The organism is Methylomonas sp. AM2-LC (assembly GCF_039904985.1).
Classification (GTDB): domain Bacteria; phylum Pseudomonadota; class Gammaproteobacteria; order Methylococcales; family Methylomonadaceae; genus Methylomonas.
Genome location: NZ_CP157005.1, coordinates 3,255,989 through 3,279,433, shown reverse-complemented (window position 1 = coordinate 3,279,433; position 23,445 = coordinate 3,255,989). Strand labels below are relative to the sequence as shown.

The following is a 23,445-nucleotide window of genomic DNA, read 5'->3' as shown; positions in this document are numbered from 1 at the left end:
CAGTCTGTTCGTGGTGAGCTACATCGAACCATGAATAGACTGAGCGATCCGATACATGAGTTACATGCTGATTTATCACTAAGTGCTTAAGTTAAAGAAAAGTAATTACTCAGCGTGGGTTAGAATTGATAACGGAAGAACAAGCCGAACACGTGCTTGAAAACCTGTTAATCAAAGAAGGCTTTAAAAATGAGTAAAAATGACGAAATTGTTGAAACAATCATCCAGAAGTTTACAAATGAATTAAAAAACCAAGCATCTCTTTCTTATGCGGGTCATAAAAATCTTTGGATTGATTTAGGTTGTGATCTTTCCCAAGGTGACAGAGAGATTTGTAACCATGTAGAAGAAATGCTGCGCTTGCTGGTTGTGAATCTACCTGAAGATATAAATGAAATAATATGGTCTGAATCTTGGGGTGGAAAAACCAAGATAAACGATATTATGGAAAGCCTAAACACTAAAAGTTACGATTTCAGTAAAGAGGGTAGTGCTGAAGCTGATGATATATTTGAAGATATTGTTGAATATCTTAAAGATAGAATATTTATAGCCGCTGAAACAGCGTATGTTCAGAATCAAGATATCGACAGTGAAGAAGAATTTGAGGATGATGATAGTGAAGAAGAGGATGATGAAGATGGTCACGAAAATTATGATGATTAAATCGATACTCATTGTCGTTGCCAAAGGGTAGAGAAAGCTTTTATAAAGTGTATTAGTGTGATTACACAAACCTTAATAGAAATGGGTAAACCCCTAGAATTTTCCGTAGTGGCGGAAGGAGTGGAAAACTTAGCGCAACTGGAAATTTTAAGACATTATCGCTCAGGGTTATTTTATTTCTCAATCGCTACCGATAGACTGAATGAGCCAATTACTGAATAGAAACCAAGCTTTATAGGCGATATTAAAATTCACTGAATAGTTAGTAATCAATTAAATAAGCTTGTAAAGCCATACGCATTCGAGATATTTCTGCTTCTGCTTGTGGCTCTGAATAGGGAAGGGCTGGTAGTTTCCCCCAAACCGGTGCTGGCCATGTGCTGTCTTTCTGATAGCGTACTATGTGATGCATGTGTAATTGTGGTACCAGATTACCGATAGTCGCTATATTCAATTTGTCGGGTCGGTAGATGAGTTGCAACTTTTCTGCCAGTAGGCTGGATTCTGCTAATAATGCCTGTTGATCAGTAATGGCTAGTTGATAAATTTCGTTGATGTCAGGACGGGAAGGTACCAGGATATACCAGGGATATTGGCTGTCGTTCATCAACATCAGTGTGCATAAAGTCATTTGTCCAACGGTTAAGCAGTCTTGTTCTAATCGTGGATGCAGTTTAAATCCTGACATAATTTTGTTTTTACTCATCAAAAAATCAGTATTACTATAGCAAATTATGTGGCTCGGTATGATTTTAGACATAATTGCTGTTTAGGGTATCCAGAAGAGTAAATTAAATAAATCAAGTTTGCTGTTTTTTAAGGTGATGAATTCCTGATTGAATAGCCATTATTATTTATTTTAGATGTTAGGCAAATTTGCCATGTAAAGCATGTATAAGTTATTATCCAAAAAAGGGCATTTGGATTTAAAGTGCTAACTACCCATGCCTTTTTCAGGCTTAGTTATTTTGCTGTTTAACGCTGTTTTTATAGCAGCTTTTATCTATAACCAGGATATGCCATGGAATTAATAAACCCATTTGATCATGAAGCATTAAAGCAAAAAATTAAAGCGGCTGAACCCTTTCCGCATTTTTGTATCGATAATTTTTTGAACGAAGAGTTTGCCAACGAAATTTACAATGCTTTTCCCTCTTTTAACGATGCGCAGGCGATTGGGTTTGAATTTAGTGCAGTTAATGAGCAGAAAAAATTCAGATTACCGATGCTAGTAAATTTCCACCCGCCATCGCCAAACTGAATAAATTGCTTGCTTCTGAACAGTTTGTAAAAATGATGTCTGATTTAATGGAGATACCTGATCTTATTGCCGATGAGGAATTAAATGGTGGGGGCATTCATGAAACCAATACTGGTGGTCGGCTTGATGTGCATGTGGATTTTAATTATTTAACCCATAAAGCTTATCATCGGCGACTGAATATTCTGATTTATTTCAATAAGGATTGGAAAGAGGAATATGGTGGATATCTGGATATTTGGGATAAGGATGTTAAAAAATGTTATGGCGAATTTGCACCTGTTTTTAACCGGGCATGTGGTTTTGCTACCAGTGAAATCAGTTATCACGGCGTAACACCGTTAACCTGCCCACCTAATATGTTGCGTAAATCTTTTGCTACATACTACTATACAAAAGAGGCGCCAGTAGGATGGGATGGAACTAAGCATTCAACCATTTTTAAAGCGCGTCCTGATGAATGGATGCGTGGTCATTTATTAATGCCTGCAGAAACTTCGTATAACAAGGTTTTGCACGGATGGCACTTAGTTAAAGATAAGATTAAAAAAGCAATTGGTCGGTAATTTTTGGAATCATAGCTAGTGCGTTCTCTTGATTTTTTTTATTTCATGCCTCATTTAGGGAATTATTGTTAGATTTAACTATCTTAGCCAATAGTGGCATTTTGCCATTTTTAATTCAACACTGGAGCGACTATGAATACACAGGAACGCGATCAACTGACTCAGTTACTTAAGTCTTTGATTGAATATAAATTACCGACTAAAGATGCGGAGGCAGAAGGCCTTATCCGTGACGCAGTAGCACGTCAACCCGATGCAGCTTATTTACTGGTACAAAGAGCATTATTAATGGATCATGCCTTGAACAGTGCTAAAGCTCAGATCGATCAATTGCAAAAACAATTGCAAAGCGTGCAAAGTCCAATTGGTTCAGGTAGCTTTTTAGGTAGCGATCCCTGGGCGCAACCAGTGGCTAGCTCTGGTCCAGTTCCAGGTGCAACCAACTATCAGCCCGCACCGCGTTATGCGCCACAAGCGCAAGCACCTGCGCCACAACCTGCACAAAGTGGTGGTTTGTTTGGGGGCGGTTCCAGTTTTCTTGGAAATATGGCAACCACTGCAGCAGGTGTCGTAGCGGGGGGCTTTTTGTTTCAGGGAATTGAAAGTCTGATGGGGCATCATGGCGGTGGCTTTGGCGGTGGTGGTTTTGGTGGCGGCGGCTTTGGTCAGCAACCTTTTGGTGGTGAACAAATTACCGAAAATACAGTCGTCAATAATTATTATGGAGATGATGCTGGATCGCAACTTGCCGATAATAATCAATACGGTGCCGGACAGTACGCTAACGACAGCTATTCCGGTAATGATTTTTTAACCAGTAGCAGTGATGATAGTTTTATGGATGATAGTGGTAGCAGTGATTCTGACTGGATTTAATGTGTAACCACAAAAAACAACTTCAAAATCTAAATATGTTGGGTTAGCTCAGTAGAGCATAACCCAACAAACATAGGGCTATACGTTGAATCGCTAAATGAGAGAGAGTGGGTGCTTACTCAATCAGTTTTTCTAAATTAATGTAACTATATCAACGTTAATTAACACTTTATATCGGGTTGTTTTACCAGTGTTTATGGTGATCTGGAACATTATTAATTTGAATTGTACAATTTAAAGTGTTGTTTGCTGTGCCTAGAGCTGTTGAATTAGGGCAGGCAGGTTGTGACCAAGCTGACCAATAATTATTATCACCATCTCTATCAGCACCCACATTCAGAATTAATTCATCACCCACTGTGGCGCCGGTAAGATTGGTCTGTAATTGTCCTGCGGCATTAACGTTATAAGTTGTGATGCCAACTGTTTCTTTGCCAGGTTGTAATTTTAAGGCAGCCCGAATTTGCCAAGCATTGGCGTGGTCGCGGTAGGAGGTGTTGCCAAATACACCTAAGGCTCCCACTTTTTTACCATTCAGATATAGTGCCAATCCACCGCCAAACTCATTAACACCGCCAATGCGATTACCAATTAAAGGGTCAGATGCGCTAACTTGTACACCGGAGGTGTTGTTAACGCTATAGTCTACTGGATTGCCGCTATAGGCAATAGCAGAGTCAACCGGGTTACTGTGTTGTAAACCGTATAAACTGCCGTCAGGATGCACGGCGCTATACAGGTTTGCCGTTGATATAGCATAACCATCAAGACTAAAATCATTGGCTGTATTCGCTTTTGGGCTGAAATTATGCGGCTACCTAACCAGGCATGGTTACTGGCAGCAGCACCTGCCTGGCCGGTTGTCACCACTGCGAAGGCTACACCAGTTTCGTCAATTACGGTTGCCCCATGGGTAAGCCATATCCACCGGTATTTTGGGTATTTTTAGCAGCAGTCAATAATTTATATCAGAGCAAGCAGCTGTGATTGCCTGTGATATCGGTAATGTGCAAAGTAGGGCTAGCATTGTTTTTTATAGATTATTAAATTCCTCATCAATTTAGCGTTAATAAAATGGTGTACCCTATATTCTATAATGTATTTATGTTCCAGCTTTTTTCTGGTAAAAGCTTTATAAATTAAAACGATATCGAATACAAGTATGATTATTTACTGTTTATTTGGCACAATATTTGTTACCTAATATCACGTCGCACCGCGTGGTGTCCCCCTTTAATAAGCATATCTGCCGACAGGATAGGCGGTTAGTAGTACAATAAATTAACCCGTTGGAAAGAAGCCAACATCGTTACTATACTATTGGCATGATCAAACCAAAACCAACAATCAGGCCATCAGCTAAATCTGCACAACGTAAAGGTAAAACCAAATCACATAAAAAAGGATTGACCTTACTGTCCAGTTTTAAACGGAATATGCCTTTATTCATTATGGAAAGTTTAGGCGTGATCATCAGCGCTAGTTTGGCAACCATGATTGCGTTAGGCTTTGCAGCAAATAGTTTTACGGGTACTGAGTTTTTTGCCAATATATTACCGTTTACATTGGGTGTGGTTTGTTGGATTGGTTTGGCTGCGCTTGCCTTAATTAGTTGGATTAAACTGCGTAGTTGGTTAGTTAAGCGTGCCGTTTTCTTACCCGCTTGTTTGGCAGTCATCTTGTCTGGTGGGGTGATTTGGTATGTGGCTCATGCGGGTTACACTTCTGTATTTACGCATTTTCGTGGTTTGGTGGGGGGAAAACAGCAAGCAGCCAGAACCACACTGGCGCATCAGGTTTATGCAGCCTATCGGCGTTATGATCAGACCGATTTGCAGAAAATGATGGAACGCTCAGAAACCTTTAAAGCCGATGTTACCGATGCTGCCGCCCATTTCGATCTTGATTTGGATATTTTATTAGGTGTTGCCGCTACAGAGTCTTCTTTTTTACCCCGTGATAGCCATGACGGTGGGCACGGGCTATTTCAAATTACGGCAGTACCCAAATTTTTGCTGGAACAGGCTAAACAACAACTTAAGATTGATAAATTATCGTTGTTAGATCAGCGACATAATGCTTTTGTAGCTGCAGCTACATTAAAGTATTATTTAGCAGAAATGAATAATGATTTATTTTTAGGCTTACTAGCCTACAACATAGGCCCAAAAAATGGAGGCCTAAAGTTTATTATGGATCAATACGGTGCCAACGATTTTATCAGTATGCAGCCGTATTTACAGCAGTTGCCGCGTGATTATCCGATTAGGGTGTTGTCTTATTCGCTGGCTTTCAGACTTTGGCATCAAGAAGGTAAATTACTAGCTTATCAGGACGGTGATAATGCTGTGCATATCCAGCGTATGGGCATTCCAGGTTTAGTGACTGTATTTTAACTAATCAGCGAAATATCGAACACCCACCCGTATTGGGCAATTCGACAGATTTCATACACCTTATTTACAACTTGTTTCCGGCTGATCATAACCCAGTGTATCTAATTCTGTTTTTGGATGTAAAAAACCATCTAAGGGTGCTACGGACACCAATTCGCGAGGTGCAGCCAACAGAACAGGTTGCCTCAATTGCCCATCCCAAGCCCTAAACGACAAAGGCACACCTTTGTAACCCTGTAATGCAAAGGTATTGGATAGCAGGTAATCTTTTATGGATTGCATTTGATTCGACTTGGTACGCAAACTGGCTTCGCCGATAGCTCTTACAGCAATATAGGCAGCATAATCCTGTTCTTCCATCCCGCGTCCACTAAATGCCCGAAAGCGGTTTTGCAATTGTGTTGCACCCCATAGCTCATGGGTTTTGTGCCAGGCAGTCGCAATCAACCCTTGTGTACCTATAACCGGGCGTGGACTCCAGGTGCGATAATCCAGATATTCTCCAAACACGCCTTCCTCATCAGCGACCACTAATACGTCATAATCTACCCCTTGAGTAAACTCAGGAACATCTGATTGAGCAGTGCGTCGCGAGTCAAAGTTATTCGTCCAGCTTTTTTCGGCGACTATCTTCATACCAAAATGTTTTGCGGCTCGTTTTATAGCCTGTGCATATAATTGATCGGCAGGACTTTGACCGGTGACCAAAAACCATTTTTGCCAACGCTTTTTTAACATGTACTGGGCCAGTGCATCAGCACGCATTGCGCGGCTGGGTAATATATGTAACACCTGATGCCGACACAGACCATTACGTAACTCATCATCACTGGTGGCCACATCAAACCACAGTTTTTGCTGGTTGTTTGTCAAATCAGTCAATTTCAATAATTGTTCGGCATTTACCGCCAGCAAAATCAAATTGGTATCATTATCAATTTGTTTTTTATAGGTTTCAACAACATCAGCACCCAGCGGTATATTGATAGTTTTTAAAACGTATTTCTGACCCGTAAATTCTCCCGTGGTATTATTATCACTGATAGCTAATTCTGCGCCGCTTATTCCTTTGTTAGGTACAAGCACATCCAGATTGGATAAGGCAACCGGTGCAGGTAGTTCTTGTATAACATATGCAATCTTAATGACTTGATTATTCGATGCACTCCAACTCGGCGTATGGATAAAAAGCAATAAGGAGAATAGGTAAAACTTGGCGTTACACATTAGTTAACAGTGGGTGATATCAAAGCATCGATTGTACCTAAAAATTAAAATATTGTACTAGTTCTCTTAATGGTACTTTGACACTTGTATTTTTCAAAGGAAGTCTTAATACTTGGCGAATAATTTCAATCGGTTTTTTTATGTCAGAATCAGAACTTCCCGTCGATATTTTCGATGAATTGGATAAAGAAATACCTCTGTTCGACGACTCTAACGTCAATAAAAGAATGGCTGTGCGCTATCGACGTAATGATATAAAAGCAGTGGTAAAACTGGGTAAACTGATTCTGCCACAGTTGGTGCCAGTCATAATTGAAGATATCAGTAGTAAAGGGGCGGGTATCAGGACAACTAAAAATTTTGGTCGTAGTAAGCAAGTTTTTCTTTATCTGTTGTTTCAGGATGGAAAACGCTTTGATATTGAAGCGATTGTCGTCTATACAGCCACAAATAAATACGGCCTTAAATTCAAACGTTATAATAAACCCTTAGGCGACCATATTCTCAAAACTCAAACGGATTTAATCTTCGTTTAAACGCCATTCTTATGCCAGTTCTTAGTCAAATTCACCTATACCCAGTTAAATCTCTGGCTGGTTTTCAGGTCTCCACATGGCCAGTCGACCAGAATGGTTTACGTTATGACCGCAAATGGATGCTGGTCGATGAGCAAGGTGATTTCCTATCACAGCGCCGTTTGCCGCGCATGGCTTTAATTAGTACACAAATCAAAGAACAACGCTTGTTTTTGACTGCTCCGGGTCATTCTGAGTATAGCGTGGCTTTAGAGACTGAAGACGGAGAAGAGCTAACTGTGCAAATCTGGCATGATCAGTGTATTGCCAAAACCTGTGATGCTCGACTAGATAATTGGCTAAGCGATTATTTAGGTACCTCATGTCGTTTGGTTTATCTGCCAGAACACAGTATTCGTCGTGTCGATCCAAACTACGCGTTGTCTTCCGATCAAACCGCATTTTCAGATGGATTTCCATTTTTGTTGGTGTCCGAAGCTTCATTGCAGGCTTTAAATAACGCCATGTCACTGGAACTGGACATGATCAGATTTCGTCCTAATCTGGTAGTGGCAGAATGTGCTAGCTATGCAGAAGACAGTTGGCGACAAATCATCATTAATGATATTCACTTCAGGCTTCCCAAGCCCTGTTCACGTTGTTCTGTTCCGACCATTGACCCGCAAACAGCATTAAGTGGCAAAGAACCTTTAACTACCTTGGCCCGGCTTAGAAAATGGCAAAACAAAGTGTATTTTGGCCAAAATGTACTGCATGATCAGCAGGGTGTATTAAGCGTAGGCAGTTTAATTGAAATTGTAGAGACAGGTGAAAGACAGCCACCTTTAGCATGATACAAGGTTTAACTTAACTCAAAAAGCCTCGTTGGAAGCCTGTATACTCTTGTTGAGGTGCTAGCCGAAACCTGGCAAGATGCTACTATTATATATATTCAAGTATTACCCGCCAGCTTTCCAGTTTTTGTGAATAACTGAGTGCCGCGTGTGCTGGGCTGGTAGAAGGAAGTCGTTGTAAATGCAAAGCCTTGTTATTTAAATGTGCTAATACGAAATTTGAAAATGTTTTTTCCGCCGTACTACCATTAAAAAATATAGCTTTTATCTGTGGATAGCCACTTAAAAAATCGCTAAAGTCATTATTGACCATCGATGACTTATTGATGGCCGCATCCAGGCTTCCAGTGCGTGAACAACTCTTTAATACATCCCATACCGCAATACCTTTACTGGTGAGTATGCGGGTGCGTTCCTGATAAGAAAGTGTGGGGGCAGCTCCCAACAGTTCACCCATGATAGGCCAAAATAAATTGCGCGGATGCGCATAATATTGTCCGGCCGTCAGCGAAGCCGTACCCGGCATACTACCCAAAATTAAGAGTTTGGCTTCTGCGCTAACCAAGGGAGGGAAACTGTATACAGTCGCCATTAATCTAAACAGCCTTTTGTACGTAATGCGTAAAAGCGTGCTACAAACTGCGAAAATTGCTGTTCTTTAATGGCTGTGCGTATTTCCTGCATAAGCTCTAAATAATAATGTAAATTATGAATAGTATTTAGGCGGGCGCCGAGCATTTCTTTACATTTATCCAGATGCTTTAAATAGGCGCGTGAGTAATTACGACAAGTATAACAACTGCAGTTTTCATCTAACGGTCGGGTATCGTATTGATATTGTTGGTTTCTAATTTTAATTACGCCATGCCGAGTAAATAAATGACCGTTACGCGCATTACGGGTTGGCATCACGCAGTCAAACATATCAATGCCACGACTCACTGCTTCAACAATGTCTTCTGGCGTGCCTACGCCCATCAGATAACGTGGCTTATCATATGGCAGATGTTGATGTATGGCTTCCAGGGTGGCCATCATCTCGGCTTTTGGTTCTCCTACCGACAAACCACCAATTGCATAACCATCAAAGCCAATTGCTTTTAAACCTTGTACCGATTCCAGACGTAAATCGGCATACATGCCGCCTTGCACAATGCCAAACAAAGCATTTGGGTTACCCTCATGCGCACGTTTACTGCGTTCTGCCCAACGTAACGATAAGCGCATGGAATCTGCTGCTTCGTTATAAGTAGCCGGATAGGGGGTGCATTCGTCAAAGATCATTACGATATCAGAGCCCAAATCGGCTTGAACCTGCATGGATTCTTCGGGTCCCATGAAGATTTTGCTACCATTAATGGGGGATTTAAAGGTGACACCTTGTTCCTTTATTTTGCGTAAAGCACCTAAACTGAAGACCTGAAATCCACCTGAGTCGGTGAGTATCGGCTTTTGCCAACGCATAAAATCATGTAAATCTCCATGCGCTTTCACCACGTCCATGCCAGGTCGTAGCATTAAATGAAAGGTATTTCCCAATATAATTTGTGCGCCCAAGGTGGTTAAATCCTCAGGTGTTAAGGCCTTAACGGTACCATAAGTGCCTACAGGCATAAAAATGGGGGTTTCCACCACGCCTCGAGCAAAGGTTAACTGTCCACGCCGGGCATGTCCGTCACTATTATGTAAATCAAATTTCATTAGTTGTTGGGCAAAAATTCGCTAATTATGCTTGCTTTTGAGCAGACAGGCTAGTTTAAATGTGCTCTGAACAGTAAATCTCACTGCTAATGAAATTGTTAAGAGACCTCATAGTCTGATGGTTTGAATTACTTTTTGTGATAGTTAAGCCTGTTTTACAACCTCTCTTAAAAAGAAAGTTCCTCCATTTTTCCAATATTTTTGCGTATAAAACTCCCAAGTCATTGCTTTTCGATAACCGAAAGTAGTTGATTTAAGCTCTAAAGCACCATCAAAGTCTGCCATATAGTTAAGTGGATTAATGACTTGAATGTTGTTACCTAATTGATGTTTTAATCTTTGTTCCTGTTCCGAACGTTGAAATTGCCGAGCTCCATCCATTCCAAATATATTTTCATGTTTTAAACCAAATCCTGATTCGTTTGCATGGGCAACCCGACAAGCACCATCACCCGTTTGCGAACCAATGCCAAAGCTACAGCCATCCATTGTCGCGGTAAACATATAACGTGATTCCGTGTTGAGTACACAAGTTAAAGTTTGGTTTTGTGAATATGGACACCAATAAGCTTCAAATACTCCCCCTAATGTAGCTGGGTTTATTCGTGATGAATATTTCATCAAAATCCATTTGTCGACATCTTTACCATTTTGTCTGGCAGGAACACTGGACTTAACCAAGCACATTGTATGTATACCTGAGTCAGCTTGGTTTGAACCAATTTGCGCATGATGAGGAACAACTAGGTTATTCTTCATAAAATCGATTGGGTCAATCAAAAAATTACCTGGCATTGAAAACTCCTTATTATGAAATTGAAATGAAAAAATGGGTATCAGGTTTTGTATTTTGGTTCTTCGAAATTACTGTTAAGGTTATCGCTGTCAAAAAAGATATAAAAAATACCAAACTAATGAGGATAATGCTTAGCAACTACCTTCAAAAATCGATTGTTACCGAACGTCACAGTTTTAAATAGACAGTAAGATAATCCACAAATTATACATCGTTACTTTTTGATTGTAGGTAATGAAAAGTTTATGAATTGCAAAAGCTGTGTTTACAATCTCTAGCATTACTCGGCATAATTGCAGTAATTTTCATAACAAAAGGAGTCTGGGTGATGCCAGGGTTTTTTTCTAAGCAACGTATAACAGCCAAGCCGGGTTTTAGTCGTTGGCTAGTACCTCCGGCGGCTTTATCTGTACATTTGTGTATTGGGCAAGCTTATGCGTTTAGTGTGTTTAATGAACCGCTGAGCAGAATTATTGGTGTGACCACTAGTGCACCCGATGATTGGAAGCTAACCACCCTGGGCTGGATTTTTAGTTTAGCTATTGTATTTTTGGGATTATCAGCAGCTTTTGCTGGTAAATGGTTGGAAAAAGTAGGACCTCGCTTAACCATGTTTGTGGCTGCCTGTTGTTTTGGTGGCGGTTTTTGGGTGGCGGCATTAGGGATTTATTTACATACAATCTGGCTGGTTTATTTGGGTTACGGTGTGATAGGCGGCATCGGTTTAGGCTTAGGTTACGTATCACCGGTATCTACCCTGATTAAATGGTTTCCAGACCGACGAGGGATGGCAACGGGTATGGCAATCATGGGCTTTGGCGGCGGAGCCATGATAGGGTCGCCCTTGTCGGTATTATTGATGGAGCATTTTAAATCAGCTAGCTCTGTGGGTGTTATGGAGACTTTTTGTGTGATGGGAAGTTTCTATTTTATTTCCATGCTGATAGGTTCACTCACCATTCGAATACCTCCTTCAGACTGGCAACCCGCTGGCTGGACGCCTGCGATAGTCGAAAATCGTATGATTACCGATAAACATGTGCATATCGATCAGGCCTTGAAAACACCGCAATTCTATTTGTTGTGGTTGGTGTTGTGTATGAACGTTAGTGCGGGTATTGGCGTATTGAGTCAGGCCTCTGTGATGATACAGGAAATGTTTAAAGGCTCGGTTACGCCTGCTGCCGCAGCAGGTTTTGTTGGTTTACTCAGTTTATTTAATATGGGTGGTCGATTTTTTTGGTCTTCCACATCCGATTATCTGGGGCGTAAAAATACCTATTTTATATTTTTTGTACTTGGTGCTTGCCTGTATGCCACCATACCCAGTATGGGTATGCATGGCAATATGCTGATGTTTGTGTTGTTGTACGCAGTGATTATGAGTATGTACGGTGGCGGATTTTCTACCATTCCAGCCTATTTGGCAGACATATTCGGCACCCGATTTGTGGGTGGTATTCATGGTCGCTTGTTAACCGCCTGGTCTACAGCCGGTGTTTTAGGGCCTGTATTAGTCAATTACATTAGGGAATATCAGATTCAGCAGGGTGTCGCCAAAGCTGAAGCTTATAATGTCACCATGTATATCATGGCGGGATTGTTACTGATTGGGTTTGTCAGTAATTTGCTGATACGTCCGGTACATGAAAAACATCATATGAGGCATGATGAGTTTGATGAATTGGATGGTGCTTATCCGCATACACAAGTTAAATAGGAGTTTATATGATGCAACCTACCGAAATACCTGTTTCAACACCACTCTGGCAAATACTACTGTTTTGGTTGTATGTGTCCATACCCTTAACTTGGGGAGTATGGTCAACTGTTAAAAAAGCGATGGCATTGTTTAATTAGAGTGGCATCTGGTTTTATTCAAGATAGAGAATAATGAGCTTAGGCCATTTATATCTGCTGATTTTTATGTTTAATGGTGAGCCCGACTAAGTCAAAGTCGGGTTTTTTACAGGTTTCATAAATATTTTTATATATTTATCATAGATATAAATAAAAATTCAAAAATTTATCCGTTGTATTGTACTTTGGTCGGTATTTATTTAAGAAAAAATTATTAATAATAGATTCTAACAAATTCTTTCACGCATTCTGTGTACAACATGCTGAAGTATTGTTTTTATTAATTATGAGGATTTTTATGTACGATAAAACCCCTATGCAAATGGTGAATGAACTTAATTCTGCAGGTTATAAAGATGCAGCAGAGTTAATAAAATTGCTTTGCAGACAGAGTTCACAACTGGTTAAACAAAGAGATGTGTTATTACGATTACTTGAGAAAAACACTTAATCTAGTACAGTATTTATCTTATCGTCTATTCTAGGGTAGTTTATGGAATATGTTGGCTAACTTGGTAATGTTTATCCTTACAACTTGCAGGCAAGCACTGATATAAGCAGGCACTATGGCTTAGTATATTTTTGAATTAATACTGCACCATACTGCCTTACATCATTAACATGTCTCTATAAGATATATGTCGAGTAAACATACATAGGTACGATAAATTCCAAGTAAAACTTAACTGTTATTTAAGCTACTTTAATCATTTGTTTGCGACGCACCAACCAAGAAATTAAAGGCAGGCCAATTAGAAACAGAGACAATTGTTCTGGTTCTGGTACTTGTCCGGTAATGCCGCTCGATGTAATATCTATCGTGTAGTGAGCACTGGTTCCTGCATTAAGTGATTCAGTACCTTTGATTTCAAGAGTGGTATCAGTCGTAAAAGGCACACCATTTGCCGTTGATGTAGCAATAGCAGTAGAGATAACATCATACGCACCATTAGCAATGGGAGCATTAGAAAAGGCCGCACCATTAAAACTGGATTGAATATTGCTGAAAGCACCCTTATCGAAAGCAAAATTCCATGATTCATTTCCGGATTGTAATACAGCATTAACAATAGGATCTTTAAAATGGATGATGAAATCAAAAGCACTTCCATTTGCTGCACTTAAATAACTAGCTATGGTTCCGTACCCTAGTGTATCGGTAATTGTTGAAGTAGGCGTATAGGTGCCAGCGGCACTAACAGTAAAGGTATCAGTTCCTAAAGCACTGGCTGTTGGCAAATAAACGGTAGCTGTCAAAGCGATAGCACTGGCTAATAAAGTTTTTTTTCGCATAATCATATTGAATACTCCAAAAAGTTAAAATCGTAACGCTAGAATTTAAAATTCGACAGATGCAGATTGTCCTAGAAACTGTAAGGTTCATAGTTCATCAACATGCTGCCACATACTGCTGGTGTTCGGTGTTAGATTCTAATGAGTTTATACAGAATGAATATACGTAGAAATACCTATAGAGTGAAGAATTTAGGCGGTAAGATTAGAGTTTGTTATGTATAGGGAGCTTCGAAAAACCACCCTTCGACAAGCTCAGGGCGAACGGTGGTATTTATATATCAATAGCCTACCGTTCGTGCTGAGCCCTTCGATATAACTCAGAAGAGCTCTATCGAAGCACAAAAGCTAGGTTTTTCGAAGTTCCCTATAGCTTGCTACTGACATTGCTCAGAAAACTTAGGCTTGGCAACATTATTGGGCAAATTTAGGGTGTAAATTGCAGGGTTTGTACGCTTTCAGTAGGGGTAAATGGCGTTATTCCTCCTGCATACCAAAACGGATGCTGATCTCGGTAATGTCTGGAAAACGGATGTCCTGATTGACCGCCTGGCATTTGCAGTATGCCGTCCTCTGGATGTGCTGGCGATACCACTAGGCGCTCACTTGCTCCATGCGCATTTGCCAATACCTTGATACAGAAACCTGCACAACCATCGCTATTAAAATCATCAATGTTCAATAGTGTCGCCAGCATGGGCAAACCTTTACTGAGGGGATGGGTTAGAGAAACGCGATTGACGGTTTTCCAATCAAGTTGATCTATTGTAGTCTGAGGATATTTATCTGCTAGATTAACAGCGGATGATTGCAATGTTTGTAAAATGAATTGATCCCAATCATCTTGATATTGGGCAGGAAGAACACCAGCAGGACGTTGCGTTAGCAGTGCGCGGAGCGGAGTTTCCATTTCTCGCCAAGCATAAACAAAATCTGGATCAGATTGTCGGCAGCGCTCAACCACTTTAGCGAATAAGGCTTCTGCTAATTGACTGCGAAACGCAATTAATAAGGCAATGCCTTTACTATCGCTATGCATATGGCCGTCCCAGGCGCGTATGGCGGATTCTATTTGGCTATTTGCTGAGCCATTTAATACTTTCAGTGCCAGATCACGATAAAAATCAAAAATTTCTGAGCGGGTGTCTAGCTGAATTTGCAGCATATCCTGTTCGGTGATTGCGTTGTTTTGTCCCAATAACTCTGAGATACGATAGGCTCTATAACCAAGTGCCCAGTTATAACCCATAATATAAGGATATTCTTTCCCTAGTGTGCGGTTATTAGCCGTGGCAATAAATCCGGATGCTGGATCGAGCAGGCGCGGTAATTCCTCTGCTGGAATAAATCCATCCCAAATTGAAGACGCCTCAGACCAGGATAGACTGACAAGACCATCAAATCCCTTGCGCTTTGGAAAACGTCCCATATACGTCCAGCCTATATGGCCATCACTATCGGCTAGCACCACATTTTGTGGTGGGCCACCAGCTTGATTAAGTACCGTCATAGCTTGTGCTACGGATTTAACTTTATCCATATCCAATAAGCCAAAATCGACAGCGTTGGGTTCAAGAGCAGTCCATTTAATAGCAACTGGTTGCTCTAATAAAGGTTGATTAGATACCGGTCCCCAAATAGTAGAGCGCAGTTCTATCGGTATTTCTTTACCCCCCTTAATCTTGATGATGTCAGACTGTTGGGTAAATCTACGCCAACCTTGCGGAGTAAGGTATTCCTGATTATTGTCTGGATTAATGTTTAGGCGAACTAAATCCAGCAAATCAGCTGTTGCATTGGTAAAACCCCAAGCAACATATTGATTACTTCCCACAATTTGTACCGGCAAACCCGGCAAAGTCACACCGTTAAGAAAGTACTCTCCATAGCGTAATTCGGCGCGGAACCAAATATTAGGTGTGTTTAGTTTTAAATGCATATCGTTAGCAATGATGGCACGTCCATCCAAGGTTTTGGTACCCGCGACGACCCAATTATTTGAACCGGCAATGTTGGTTTCCGTGTCGACTGCACCTTGTGCTAATTTGATAGTTTGACTAGTGAGTTGTTTAAAATCGGCAATTGGAATTGCCGATGCCGGCCGATGCGATAGCGCCCCGCCCACCAAAACGGTTGCGTATTGATCCGTATCGGGTGTCAAAAATTTAACTAGCGCTGGTGAAAGCATTTTATCCATCACGCTTAACATGCGTTCATCCTGTTCTTGACCATTAAGCGTTTGAAACATGTGTAGAGCAACCAATAAACTATCTTCTGCACGCCAGGCATCAGGGCGATAATTGAGTGCTATAAATTCAGGGGGTAAAATTGGGGCTTGAGCGATAAATGCATTCACTCCTTCGACATAGGCAGAAAGCACGGCAAGTTGGTTTTTAGGTAAGTTTCGAACGATGGATGCTGCTGTCTGATTGAGTTGGTAATGACGTTGAGTCTTATCAATGTTAATGGCTTTTTCGCCAAAAACTTCAGCCAAACGCCCGCCACTCATGCGGCGCATCAAATCCATTTGGAAGAGTCGATCACGCGCATGTAAAAAACCTAAAACGCGAAAAGCATCATTACGATTGTTGGCCTGAATACTGGGTATGCCTAATTTATCGGCATTAACGGTAACGCTAGCGCTTAAGCCAGTTAGTTGCTGCCTACCATTTTCTATGGGCAATGAAGCAAATAGTAAATAGGATAAGCCAATAGCTAATAAACAAACCAGTAATACAAAACTGATGAATAGTGATTTCAAGGGTTTGGGAACAAACACTGTTTTTCTCAATTAGGATGCGAAACTAGGATAGTGGTTTTGCAAACTGTTCTTAATTGTCCTTGATTCATTTGGTAATTCCACCTTGGACTAAAAACGGGATAGGGGCAAAAGTGAATACTAGGGCTATTTTTTCATATTTAGAATAAGCAAGATAGCTTTAATCAATCACTATTTTTTTTACCTGACTCACTATTTGACCATGCGCTAAGCGATTAACGATTATATCGTCCACTTTTAGTTGTGTTGCGTGTTTTACGAGTTGCAAATTGTCCTGACGTTGTGTAATGGTATAACCGCGCTGTAAGGTAGCCAGGGGACTGACTGCATTGAGGGTTTGACTTAATGCAGCTTGGGTATTTTGCAAAACCGTCAGTTTGGCTTTCATGGCAGTGTGCAAGCGTTGCTGAAAAAAAGCCAGTTGCTGCTGGTGGCTGGTTATTCGTTGCTGCGGTTGCCATTGTTTAAGTTGGTGACTGTAAATTGATACCTGCTGGTTTAAAGCTTGTATTTGCCGATACATTGCTTGTTTGATACGCAACTCCAGCTCATCTAGCCGTTGAGCATTGCGTTGCAATTTTTGCCCAGGATGTTGTTGTTGTAACGCTTTTATCAGCCAGTGCAATTTTTGCTGTTGTTGCTGAAATCGACGTTGCAATTGTTGCGTTAAATGTTGTTCGTAGGCCTGAAAGTTCTGTAACCATTCGTTTTGTTCAGGTACCGCATGTTCTGCGGCAGCAGTTGGTGTGGCGGCTCGTAAGTCGGCTACAAAATCGGCGATGGTTACATCCACTTCATGTCCGACGGCAGAGATAACAGGAATTTTACTGGCAGCTATAGCACGCGCTACCCGTTCTTCGTTAAACGCCCATAAATCTTCTAGCGAACCACCGCCACGACCCAAAATAATGACATCGACCCGCTGTTGTTGATTTGCCGTTGCCAGCGCCTGCTCAATTTCCGTTTTGGCCGCATCGCCTTGCACAGCCACGGGATAAATGATGACGGGTATGGCTGGAAAGCGACGTTTTAATACACTGAGAATATCGTGAATAGCTGCTCCGCTAGAGGAGGTTATAACACCAATACAACTAGGCAGTAACGGCAATGGTTTTTTTCTGTCCTCGGCAAACAGACCTTCTTGTTGCAATTGGTATTTTAGTTTTTCAAACGCCAGCCGCAAAGCACCATCGCCAGCTTCTTGCATATGTTCAACCACGAGTTGAAAATCACCGCGTGGTTCATAAAGACTGACCTGAGCGGTCACTACAATCTGTTTGCCGTTGTCAGGTTTAAAGCGTAGGCGTAGTTGCTGGCCCTTAAACATGGCACAACGGATTTGCGCTTGCGCATCTTTGAGAGTGAAATAAATATGTCCCGAAGAAGGCATGCTCAGATTAGAGATTTCACCGGCTACTTGTACGCTTAAAAAATGACTGGCCAGCAGGCGTTTGGTTTCACGGTTAAGTTGCGATACGCTGTAGACGGTTTCAGCTTGCATGGTTGGCTGTATGGTTTTGGGAGATTTCAATGGCGTTGGGTTAGGCGCAAGCGTAACCCAACAAGTACAGCTATAAAATACATTAAAGCTGCACTTATTGGGTTCTGTGCTTCCGGGGCAATACGCTACGCTATAGACGCCCTATAAAATACCGATTTAAGGTGAATTTTTCAAAACACCAACATCGGTTTTTTAAGTAAGCTACACAGTGCAGGGTTAGAAAGGGCTCTCTAAAATAATGGTTTCGTTACGTTCCGCACCAGTAGATAGAATAGTTACCTTAACACCAACTAATTCCTCGATACGCGCAATATACTTTTTAGCATTTTCTGGCAAATCGTCATACTGTGTAATACCTGCTGTGGTAGTGTTCCAGCCTGGCATTTCTTCAATTATCGCCTCGCACGCTTCATACTGATCCGCGCCCAGTGGCGCAGTAGCCGTCAGCTTGCCATTGATTTTGTATGCATTACAAATACCAATTTTGTCCAGACCATCTAGTACATCCAGCTTGGTTAAGCAGATGCCACTTAAACTGTTTAGTTGTGCCGATTTACGCATAGAAACGGCATCAAACCAACCGCAGCGGCGTTTGCGTCCGGTAGTTGCACCAAATTCATGACCTTTAACGCCTAAATGCTCTCCGTACGCATCGGTTAATTCCGTCGGAAAAGGGCCGTTACCAACGCGAGTGGAATAGGCTTTGGTAATGCCAAGCACATAGTCTATTGCAAGTGGTCCAACCCCAGTACCGGTAGCAGCGCCACCTGCAGTCGTATTTGATGAAGTGACATAAGGGTAGGTGCCATGATCTATATCCAGTAAAGCGCCCTGAGCACCTTCAAATAAAATGTTACTACCTTGTGATTGCAGCTGATGCAATTCTTCACCCACATCTGTAAGCATAGGTTTTATCAGTTCGGCCATTTGCAGGGTTTCAGTTAGAATTTTTTCATAACTGACTGCTTCAGCATGATAATAATTAACCAACATGAAATTATGGTAATCCACCAAATCTTTTAAGCGTTTGGCAAATTCTTCACTATTGTTAAGATCTCCAGCACGTAAACCACGACGCGCCACTTTATCTTCATAAGCAGGGCCAATACCACGGCCCGTAGTGCCAATGGCTTTATTGCCTCTGGCTTTTTCACGGGCTTGATCGATAGCCACATGTACTGGCAATATCAAAGCACAGGCTTCACTGATTTTTAAGCGTGTACGTACAGGTACCCCAGATTTTTCCAGAATATCGATTTCATTTAACAAAGCTTCAGGACACAATACTACGCCATTACCGATCAGGCACTGTACGCCTTCGTGTAATACACCAGAGGGTATTAGATGTAAAATTGTCTTTTCACCATTAATCACCAAGGTATGACCAGCATTATGACCACCTTGAAACCTGACAACAGCAGCTGCCTGTTCTGTTAAAAGATCGACGAGCTTACCTTTACCTTCGTCGCCCCATTGTGTACCGATTACTACAACATTTTTTCCCATGATTTATAAACCTTATAATAATTCTTTAACAATCCAGCGGTGATCCTGTTTTTCCAGCGTAGCGGTACAACCCAAATCCGCGGCGCTCCCTGATTGATTGGGCAGAAACTGAATGACGCGGCTGCCTTCAGCACGCAAGTCACGTATGGTTTCTGCCAGTTCGTGATCATCCACAAAAGGTGCGAATATCACGGGTATTTGTGCAGTTGTCTGGCTTTGTTTGTAGATGCCGACCAACACTTTTAAATCGGCACTAAAACCTGTAGCAGCCCGGGCGCGTCCAAAAATTTGGCCGATATTGTCATAACGACCACCGCGAGCAATCTCCCTGCCAATCGCCGGTATGAAAGCTGCAAAAACCAAACCGGTATGATAGTGATAACCACGTAATTCAGCCAAGTCAAAACTGACAGGTAGGGCAGGGAAGTCGCGACGCAGTTTGTTCCCTATATTTTGCAAATCTTGCAATGCCTGGTTGATATGCACATTGTTGATACCTTTAAACAGATCGATTGCTTTATGTAATACATCAGCACTGCCATTTAATTTGGGTAGAGCGATTAACAGCTCTTTGTAAACTTTATCAATAGCCAGTTCCTGTATCAACTCTTGTAGTTCGCTGCCCGCCTTGCGTTGTAAAATATCAAACAGCACACTTTCTTGCTGACTATTTAATCCCGCCTCGGCAATCAGTGCGCGGTAGATACCCACATGTCCCAAATCAAGGTGTACATTTTCCAGACCACTGATCGACAAAGTTTCCAGCATCAGGGAGATGATTTCATAATCGCTTTCTATGCCCGCATGACCATACAATTCGGCACCTATTTGCATAGGGCTACGGGTTTTTTCTAGCGGATCACCCAGAGTATGCAAAATGGTGCCGACATAACATAGGCGGGTTGGCCAGTTATGTTTTAAATTATGTGCATCAATTCTAGCCACCTGTGGAGTCATATCTGCACGTACCCCCAGCATTTTTCCGCTTATCTGGTCCGTCAGTTTAAAGGTTTGCAAATCCAGATCGTGTCCCGATCCAGTAAGTAGCGAATCCAGAAAGTCCACAAAGGGCGGAATAACCAGATCGTAACCCCAGCAAGCAAAGGTGTCGAGTAGTTGGCGGCGTAAACGTTCAAGGGGTTCTGCCTGTGCAGGCAAAACTTCATCAATACCTTCCGGTAAAAGCCAAGAGTCTGATTTTTGCATATTTTGTATATCCCAATCGCAGAAAACGCCCCATCGTCAGACGGAGCGTTTATGCAGCATTTCGAAAGTGTAAGCTTATTTCTGATTCTTGAAAAATTTGAAGAAATCCGAATTTGGTTCCAATACCATAATATTTCCAGATTTACCCAAGCTGAGTCTGTAGGCAATCATGCTGCGATAAAAAGCATAGAAATCAGGATCTTCACTATAGTTTTTAGCGTAAACTTCTGCGGCTTTGGCATCACCTTCGCCGCGTAATACTTCAGAGTCACGATAAGCATTTGCTAGAATGATAGCCTGTTGTTTGTCGGCATTGGCACGAATGCGCTCAGCTTCTTCAGAACCCTGAGAACGAAATTCACGCGCAACCCGAGCGCGTTCCGCTTCCATACGTTGATAAACAGAGTTGCTGACTTCAGGGGGCAAATCAATACGCTTAACCTGTACGTCTACAATCTCTATGCCCATTTTTTTTGCATGTGGTGAAACGTTGGTAATCAGGGCTTCACGAATAATGCTGCGGTCGGTAGATACCAGTTGCTTAATTTCTCGTTTGCTGAATTCACTGCGAAAAGAGTCTTTGATAATTTGATCCAGACGTACATTGGCCTGATTAACATCACCAGATACTGTCGTATAAAACACTTTTACATCGCCAATACGCCATTTAACAAACGAATCGACGATGACGTTTTTCTTTTCGGCAGTTAAAAAACGTTCGGGAGTGGAATCCATGGTCAGAATGCGCGAATCAAACTTGATTACATTATTCACAAACGGCCATTTAAAGTGCAGTCCAGGCTGAAAATCAGTGCCTATAATTTCACCTAATTGAAATTTAATGACACGTTCAGTAACACCTACAGTGAAAACCGACATGGATAAGAGTAAAAGCAATGCGCCAGCGGCGACTAAAATCTTATTCAGCATCTTAACGTCCTCTTAAATCGTGTTCACGGCTGGCCGCTCTGTCATCAGTTTTTACGGTTTTTACCGGAACTGAAGTTTGAGCTGCGGGGGCAGGGACAGGTTCGTGGTTGATAACCTGTTGCTGTATTTCCTCTGGTGTTTTTACACCTATTTTATCCAGAGGTAAGTACATGATATTATTGCCGCCTTTTACATCAACCAGAATATTGTTGGAGTGTCCAAGTACCGACTCCATGGCTTCTATATACATACGTTGCTTGGTAACTGCAGGTGCTTTTTTGTATTCTGATAATAATTGCGAAAAATGGCTGACATCGCCATCAGCTCGCGCAATCACATTTTGTTCGTAACCTTCAGCTTCCTGAACGATACGTGATGCTTTACCACGTGCTTTGGGTACCACATCATTCGAATAGGTTTCTGCTTCATTAATCAGGCGTTGTTTGTCTTCACGAGCTTTAATAGCATCTTCAAAAGCACCTTGCACTTGTTCAGGAGGCTGAGCATCTTGTAAGTTAACACTGGTAATTAAAATACCGGCTTGATAACTATCCATCACCGTTTGAATTTCAGTTTTAATGGCTTGTACAATTTCGCTACGGCCTTCGGTCAGAACAAAATCCATATCACTGTGACCAATTACGCCACGTAACACACTTTCTGTTACCTGTTTTAAAGTAGATGCGGGATCAAGGACATTAAAGGCAAAGTCTTTAGCATCTTTAACCTGATATTGCACCGCCAAACGCACATCAACGATATTTTCATCTTTGGTAAGCATCATAGCTTCTTTGGGAACCGACCCTGTTGCCTGGCCACCACCGGAACGATAACCGATTTCGATAAAGCTTTGGTGTTCAACATTAATATTTAATTGTTGTTCAATCGGATAGGGAATATGCCAGTTTAAGCCGGGTTGTGTCGTACCTACATAGGCACCCAAACGCGTGACAACGCTACGCGTACCTTCGTCTACTGTGTAAAATCCAGTTAACCCCCACAGTACTGCGGCGGCTGCACCCAGAAATGCTAAGCCTTTGAAGACGGAATCATTGCCGGGTGTCTGATCACCACCACCCGAACCGCCACCGAAAAGGCCGCCTAATTTTTCCTGTAACGAGCGCATTACCTCATCCAAATCCGGAGGATTTTTATTATCGTTGCGACCACTCCAAGGGTCTTTTTTGTCGCCACCAGGCTCATTCCAAGACATACAAAATACTCCAATTGGATATTAAAACTTTACAGATGACTGCATAAAACAAATTTATCCGGCCAGCAAAAAAACAGGGGGTTAAATTCAGCGTAAATCCACTCTGACTAGAACTAGATAACTGACTTACACCGCCCGCTATGAGCAAGTGCATAAATTGACATCTCAGTACAGCTAGGGCGATTATGCAGATAATCCGCTATTCTATCGTAAATTAGTTTATCGGGTTGCGCAGAATGTTATCAATAGTAGGTTAGAAAAATAAAAATACGTAAAAACAGTGGATTAACCAGTAATAA

At 41.7% G+C, this 23,445-nt stretch carries 23 protein-coding genes; 10 read left to right on the top strand and 13 right to left on the bottom strand.

Annotated elements, in window-relative coordinates:
• Window positions 1–189 precede the first annotated feature (189 nt).
• Window positions 190–666, top strand: coding sequence for a hypothetical protein (locus tag ABH008_RS14655; protein WP_347986359.1), 477 nt, complete (start codon window positions 190–192; stop codon window positions 664–666).
• A 262-nt stretch (window positions 667–928) separates the two neighbouring features.
• Here ABH008_RS14655 and ABH008_RS14650 read toward each other — a convergent pair whose 3' ends face one another.
• Window positions 929–1,372 (bottom strand): HIT domain-containing protein, encoded by a 444-nt coding sequence (locus ABH008_RS14650; protein WP_347986358.1) that lies wholly within the window; start codon window positions 1,370–1,372, stop codon window positions 929–931.
• A gap of 315 nt (window positions 1,373–1,687) precedes the next feature.
• Here ABH008_RS14650 and ABH008_RS14645 point away from each other — a divergent pair, with 315 nt between their 5' ends.
• From ABH008_RS14645 to ABH008_RS14635, 3 genes are all read left to right on the top strand, one after another.
• Window positions 1,688–1,927 carry a hypothetical protein gene (locus tag ABH008_RS14645; protein ID WP_347986357.1) on the top strand — a complete coding sequence of 80 codons (240 nt, stop codon included), beginning with the start codon at window positions 1,688–1,690 and terminating at the stop codon, window positions 1,925–1,927.
• A gap of 5 nt (window positions 1,928–1,932) precedes the next feature.
• Window positions 1,933–2,493 carry a 2OG-Fe(II) oxygenase gene (locus ABH008_RS14640; RefSeq protein ID WP_347986356.1) on the top strand — a complete coding sequence of 187 codons (561 nt, stop codon included), beginning with the start codon at window positions 1,933–1,935 and terminating at the stop codon, window positions 2,491–2,493.
• 132 nt (window positions 2,494–2,625) lie between these two features.
• A complete protein-coding gene (locus tag ABH008_RS14635) occupies window positions 2,626–3,369 on the top strand; it encodes a DUF2076 domain-containing protein (protein WP_347986355.1) in 744 nt (247 codons plus the stop codon).
• Between the two features lie 184 nt (window positions 3,370–3,553).
• Here ABH008_RS14635 and ABH008_RS14630 read toward each other — a convergent pair whose 3' ends face one another.
• On the bottom strand, window positions 3,554–4,096 hold the full coding sequence (locus tag ABH008_RS14630; RefSeq protein ID WP_347986354.1) for a hypothetical protein: 543 nt from the start codon (window positions 4,094–4,096) through the stop codon (window positions 3,554–3,556).
• Window positions 4,097–4,694: 598 nt separating this feature from the next.
• On the opposite strand from ABH008_RS14630, the gene ABH008_RS14625 reads away from it, so the two are divergent.
• Window positions 4,695–5,765 (top strand): transglycosylase SLT domain-containing protein, encoded by a 1,071-nt coding sequence (locus tag ABH008_RS14625; protein ID WP_347986353.1) that lies wholly within the window; start codon window positions 4,695–4,697, stop codon window positions 5,763–5,765.
• Between the two features lie 60 nt (window positions 5,766–5,825).
• Here ABH008_RS14625 and ABH008_RS14620 read toward each other — a convergent pair whose 3' ends face one another.
• Window positions 5,826–6,992: an ABC transporter substrate-binding protein gene (locus ABH008_RS14620; RefSeq protein ID WP_347986352.1), complete on the bottom strand. Its 1,167-nt coding sequence runs from the start codon at window positions 6,990–6,992 to the stop codon at window positions 5,826–5,828.
• A gap of 140 nt (window positions 6,993–7,132) precedes the next feature.
• Here ABH008_RS14620 and ABH008_RS14615 point away from each other — a divergent pair, with 140 nt between their 5' ends.
• Entirely contained in the window at window positions 7,133–7,528 is a 396-nt protein-coding gene (locus ABH008_RS14615) for a PilZ domain-containing protein (protein ID WP_347986351.1), read from the top strand.
• Between the two features lie 11 nt (window positions 7,529–7,539).
• Window positions 7,540–8,361 carry an MOSC N-terminal beta barrel domain-containing protein gene (locus ABH008_RS14610; RefSeq protein ID WP_347986350.1) on the top strand — a complete coding sequence of 274 codons (822 nt, stop codon included), beginning with the start codon at window positions 7,540–7,542 and terminating at the stop codon, window positions 8,359–8,361.
• 88 nt (window positions 8,362–8,449) lie between these two features.
• Here ABH008_RS14610 and ABH008_RS14605 read toward each other — a convergent pair whose 3' ends face one another.
• The 3 genes from ABH008_RS14605 to ABH008_RS14595 all read right to left on the bottom strand — a co-directional run bounded on the left by ABH008_RS14605 (window position 8,450) and on the right by ABH008_RS14595 (window position 10,857).
• On the bottom strand, window positions 8,450–8,953 hold the full coding sequence (locus ABH008_RS14605; RefSeq protein WP_347986349.1) for a DNA-deoxyinosine glycosylase: 504 nt from the start codon (window positions 8,951–8,953) through the stop codon (window positions 8,450–8,452).
• Window positions 8,953–10,062, bottom strand: coding sequence for a tRNA guanosine(34) transglycosylase Tgt (gene tgt / locus ABH008_RS14600; protein ID WP_347986348.1), 1,110 nt, complete (start codon window positions 10,060–10,062; stop codon window positions 8,953–8,955). The genes ABH008_RS14605 and tgt overlap by 1 nt, the downstream gene beginning before the upstream one ends.
• 144 nt (window positions 10,063–10,206) lie before the next feature.
• On the bottom strand, window positions 10,207–10,857 hold the full coding sequence (locus ABH008_RS14595) for a hypothetical protein (protein ID WP_347986347.1): 651 nt from the start codon (window positions 10,855–10,857) through the stop codon (window positions 10,207–10,209).
• Between the two features lie 329 nt (window positions 10,858–11,186).
• Between ABH008_RS14595 and ABH008_RS14590 the strand changes: the two genes are divergently transcribed.
• From ABH008_RS14590 to ABH008_RS14580, 3 genes are all read left to right on the top strand, one after another.
• Window positions 11,187–12,578 (top strand): OFA family MFS transporter, encoded by a 1,392-nt coding sequence (locus ABH008_RS14590; RefSeq protein ID WP_347986346.1) that lies wholly within the window; start codon window positions 11,187–11,189, stop codon window positions 12,576–12,578.
• An 8-nt stretch (window positions 12,579–12,586) separates the two neighbouring features.
• Complete coding sequence (locus tag ABH008_RS14585) at window positions 12,587–12,718, top strand: hypothetical protein (protein ID WP_347986345.1); 132 nt, start codon at window positions 12,587–12,589, stop codon at window positions 12,716–12,718.
• A gap of 298 nt (window positions 12,719–13,016) precedes the next feature.
• Complete coding sequence (locus ABH008_RS14580) at window positions 13,017–13,169, top strand: hypothetical protein (RefSeq protein WP_347986344.1); 153 nt, start codon at window positions 13,017–13,019, stop codon at window positions 13,167–13,169.
• 242 nt (window positions 13,170–13,411) lie between these two features.
• On the opposite strand, the gene ABH008_RS14575 is transcribed toward ABH008_RS14580, so the two are convergent.
• From ABH008_RS14575 to hflK, 7 genes are all read right to left on the bottom strand, one after another.
• Entirely contained in the window at window positions 13,412–14,017 is a 606-nt protein-coding gene (locus tag ABH008_RS14575) for a PEP-CTERM sorting domain-containing protein (RefSeq protein WP_347986343.1), read from the bottom strand.
• A gap of 421 nt (window positions 14,018–14,438) precedes the next feature.
• On the bottom strand, window positions 14,439–16,790 hold the full coding sequence (locus tag ABH008_RS14570) for a penicillin acylase family protein (protein ID WP_347986342.1): 2,352 nt from the start codon (window positions 16,788–16,790) through the stop codon (window positions 14,439–14,441).
• 160 nt (window positions 16,791–16,950) lie between these two features.
• Entirely contained in the window at window positions 16,951–18,291 is a 1,341-nt protein-coding gene (gene xseA / locus ABH008_RS14565) for an exodeoxyribonuclease VII large subunit (protein WP_347986341.1), read from the bottom strand.
• A 216-nt stretch (window positions 18,292–18,507) separates the two neighbouring features.
• Entirely contained in the window at window positions 18,508–19,797 is a 1,290-nt protein-coding gene (locus ABH008_RS14560) for an adenylosuccinate synthase (RefSeq protein ID WP_347986340.1), read from the bottom strand.
• Window positions 19,798–19,809: 12 nt separating this feature from the next.
• On the bottom strand, window positions 19,810–21,003 hold the full coding sequence (locus ABH008_RS14555; RefSeq protein WP_347986339.1) for an ATP phosphoribosyltransferase regulatory subunit: 1,194 nt from the start codon (window positions 21,001–21,003) through the stop codon (window positions 19,810–19,812).
• Window positions 21,004–21,078: 75 nt separating this feature from the next.
• Window positions 21,079–21,933, bottom strand: a complete 855-nt coding sequence (hflC, locus tag ABH008_RS14550; protein ID WP_347986338.1) for a protease modulator HflC — start codon at window positions 21,931–21,933, stop codon at window positions 21,079–21,081.
• Between the two features lies 1 nt (window position 21,934).
• Window positions 21,935–23,146: an FtsH protease activity modulator HflK gene (hflK, locus tag ABH008_RS14545; protein ID WP_347986337.1), complete on the bottom strand. Its 1,212-nt coding sequence runs from the start codon at window positions 23,144–23,146 to the stop codon at window positions 21,935–21,937.
• Between the last annotated feature and the right edge of the window lie 299 nt (window positions 23,147–23,445).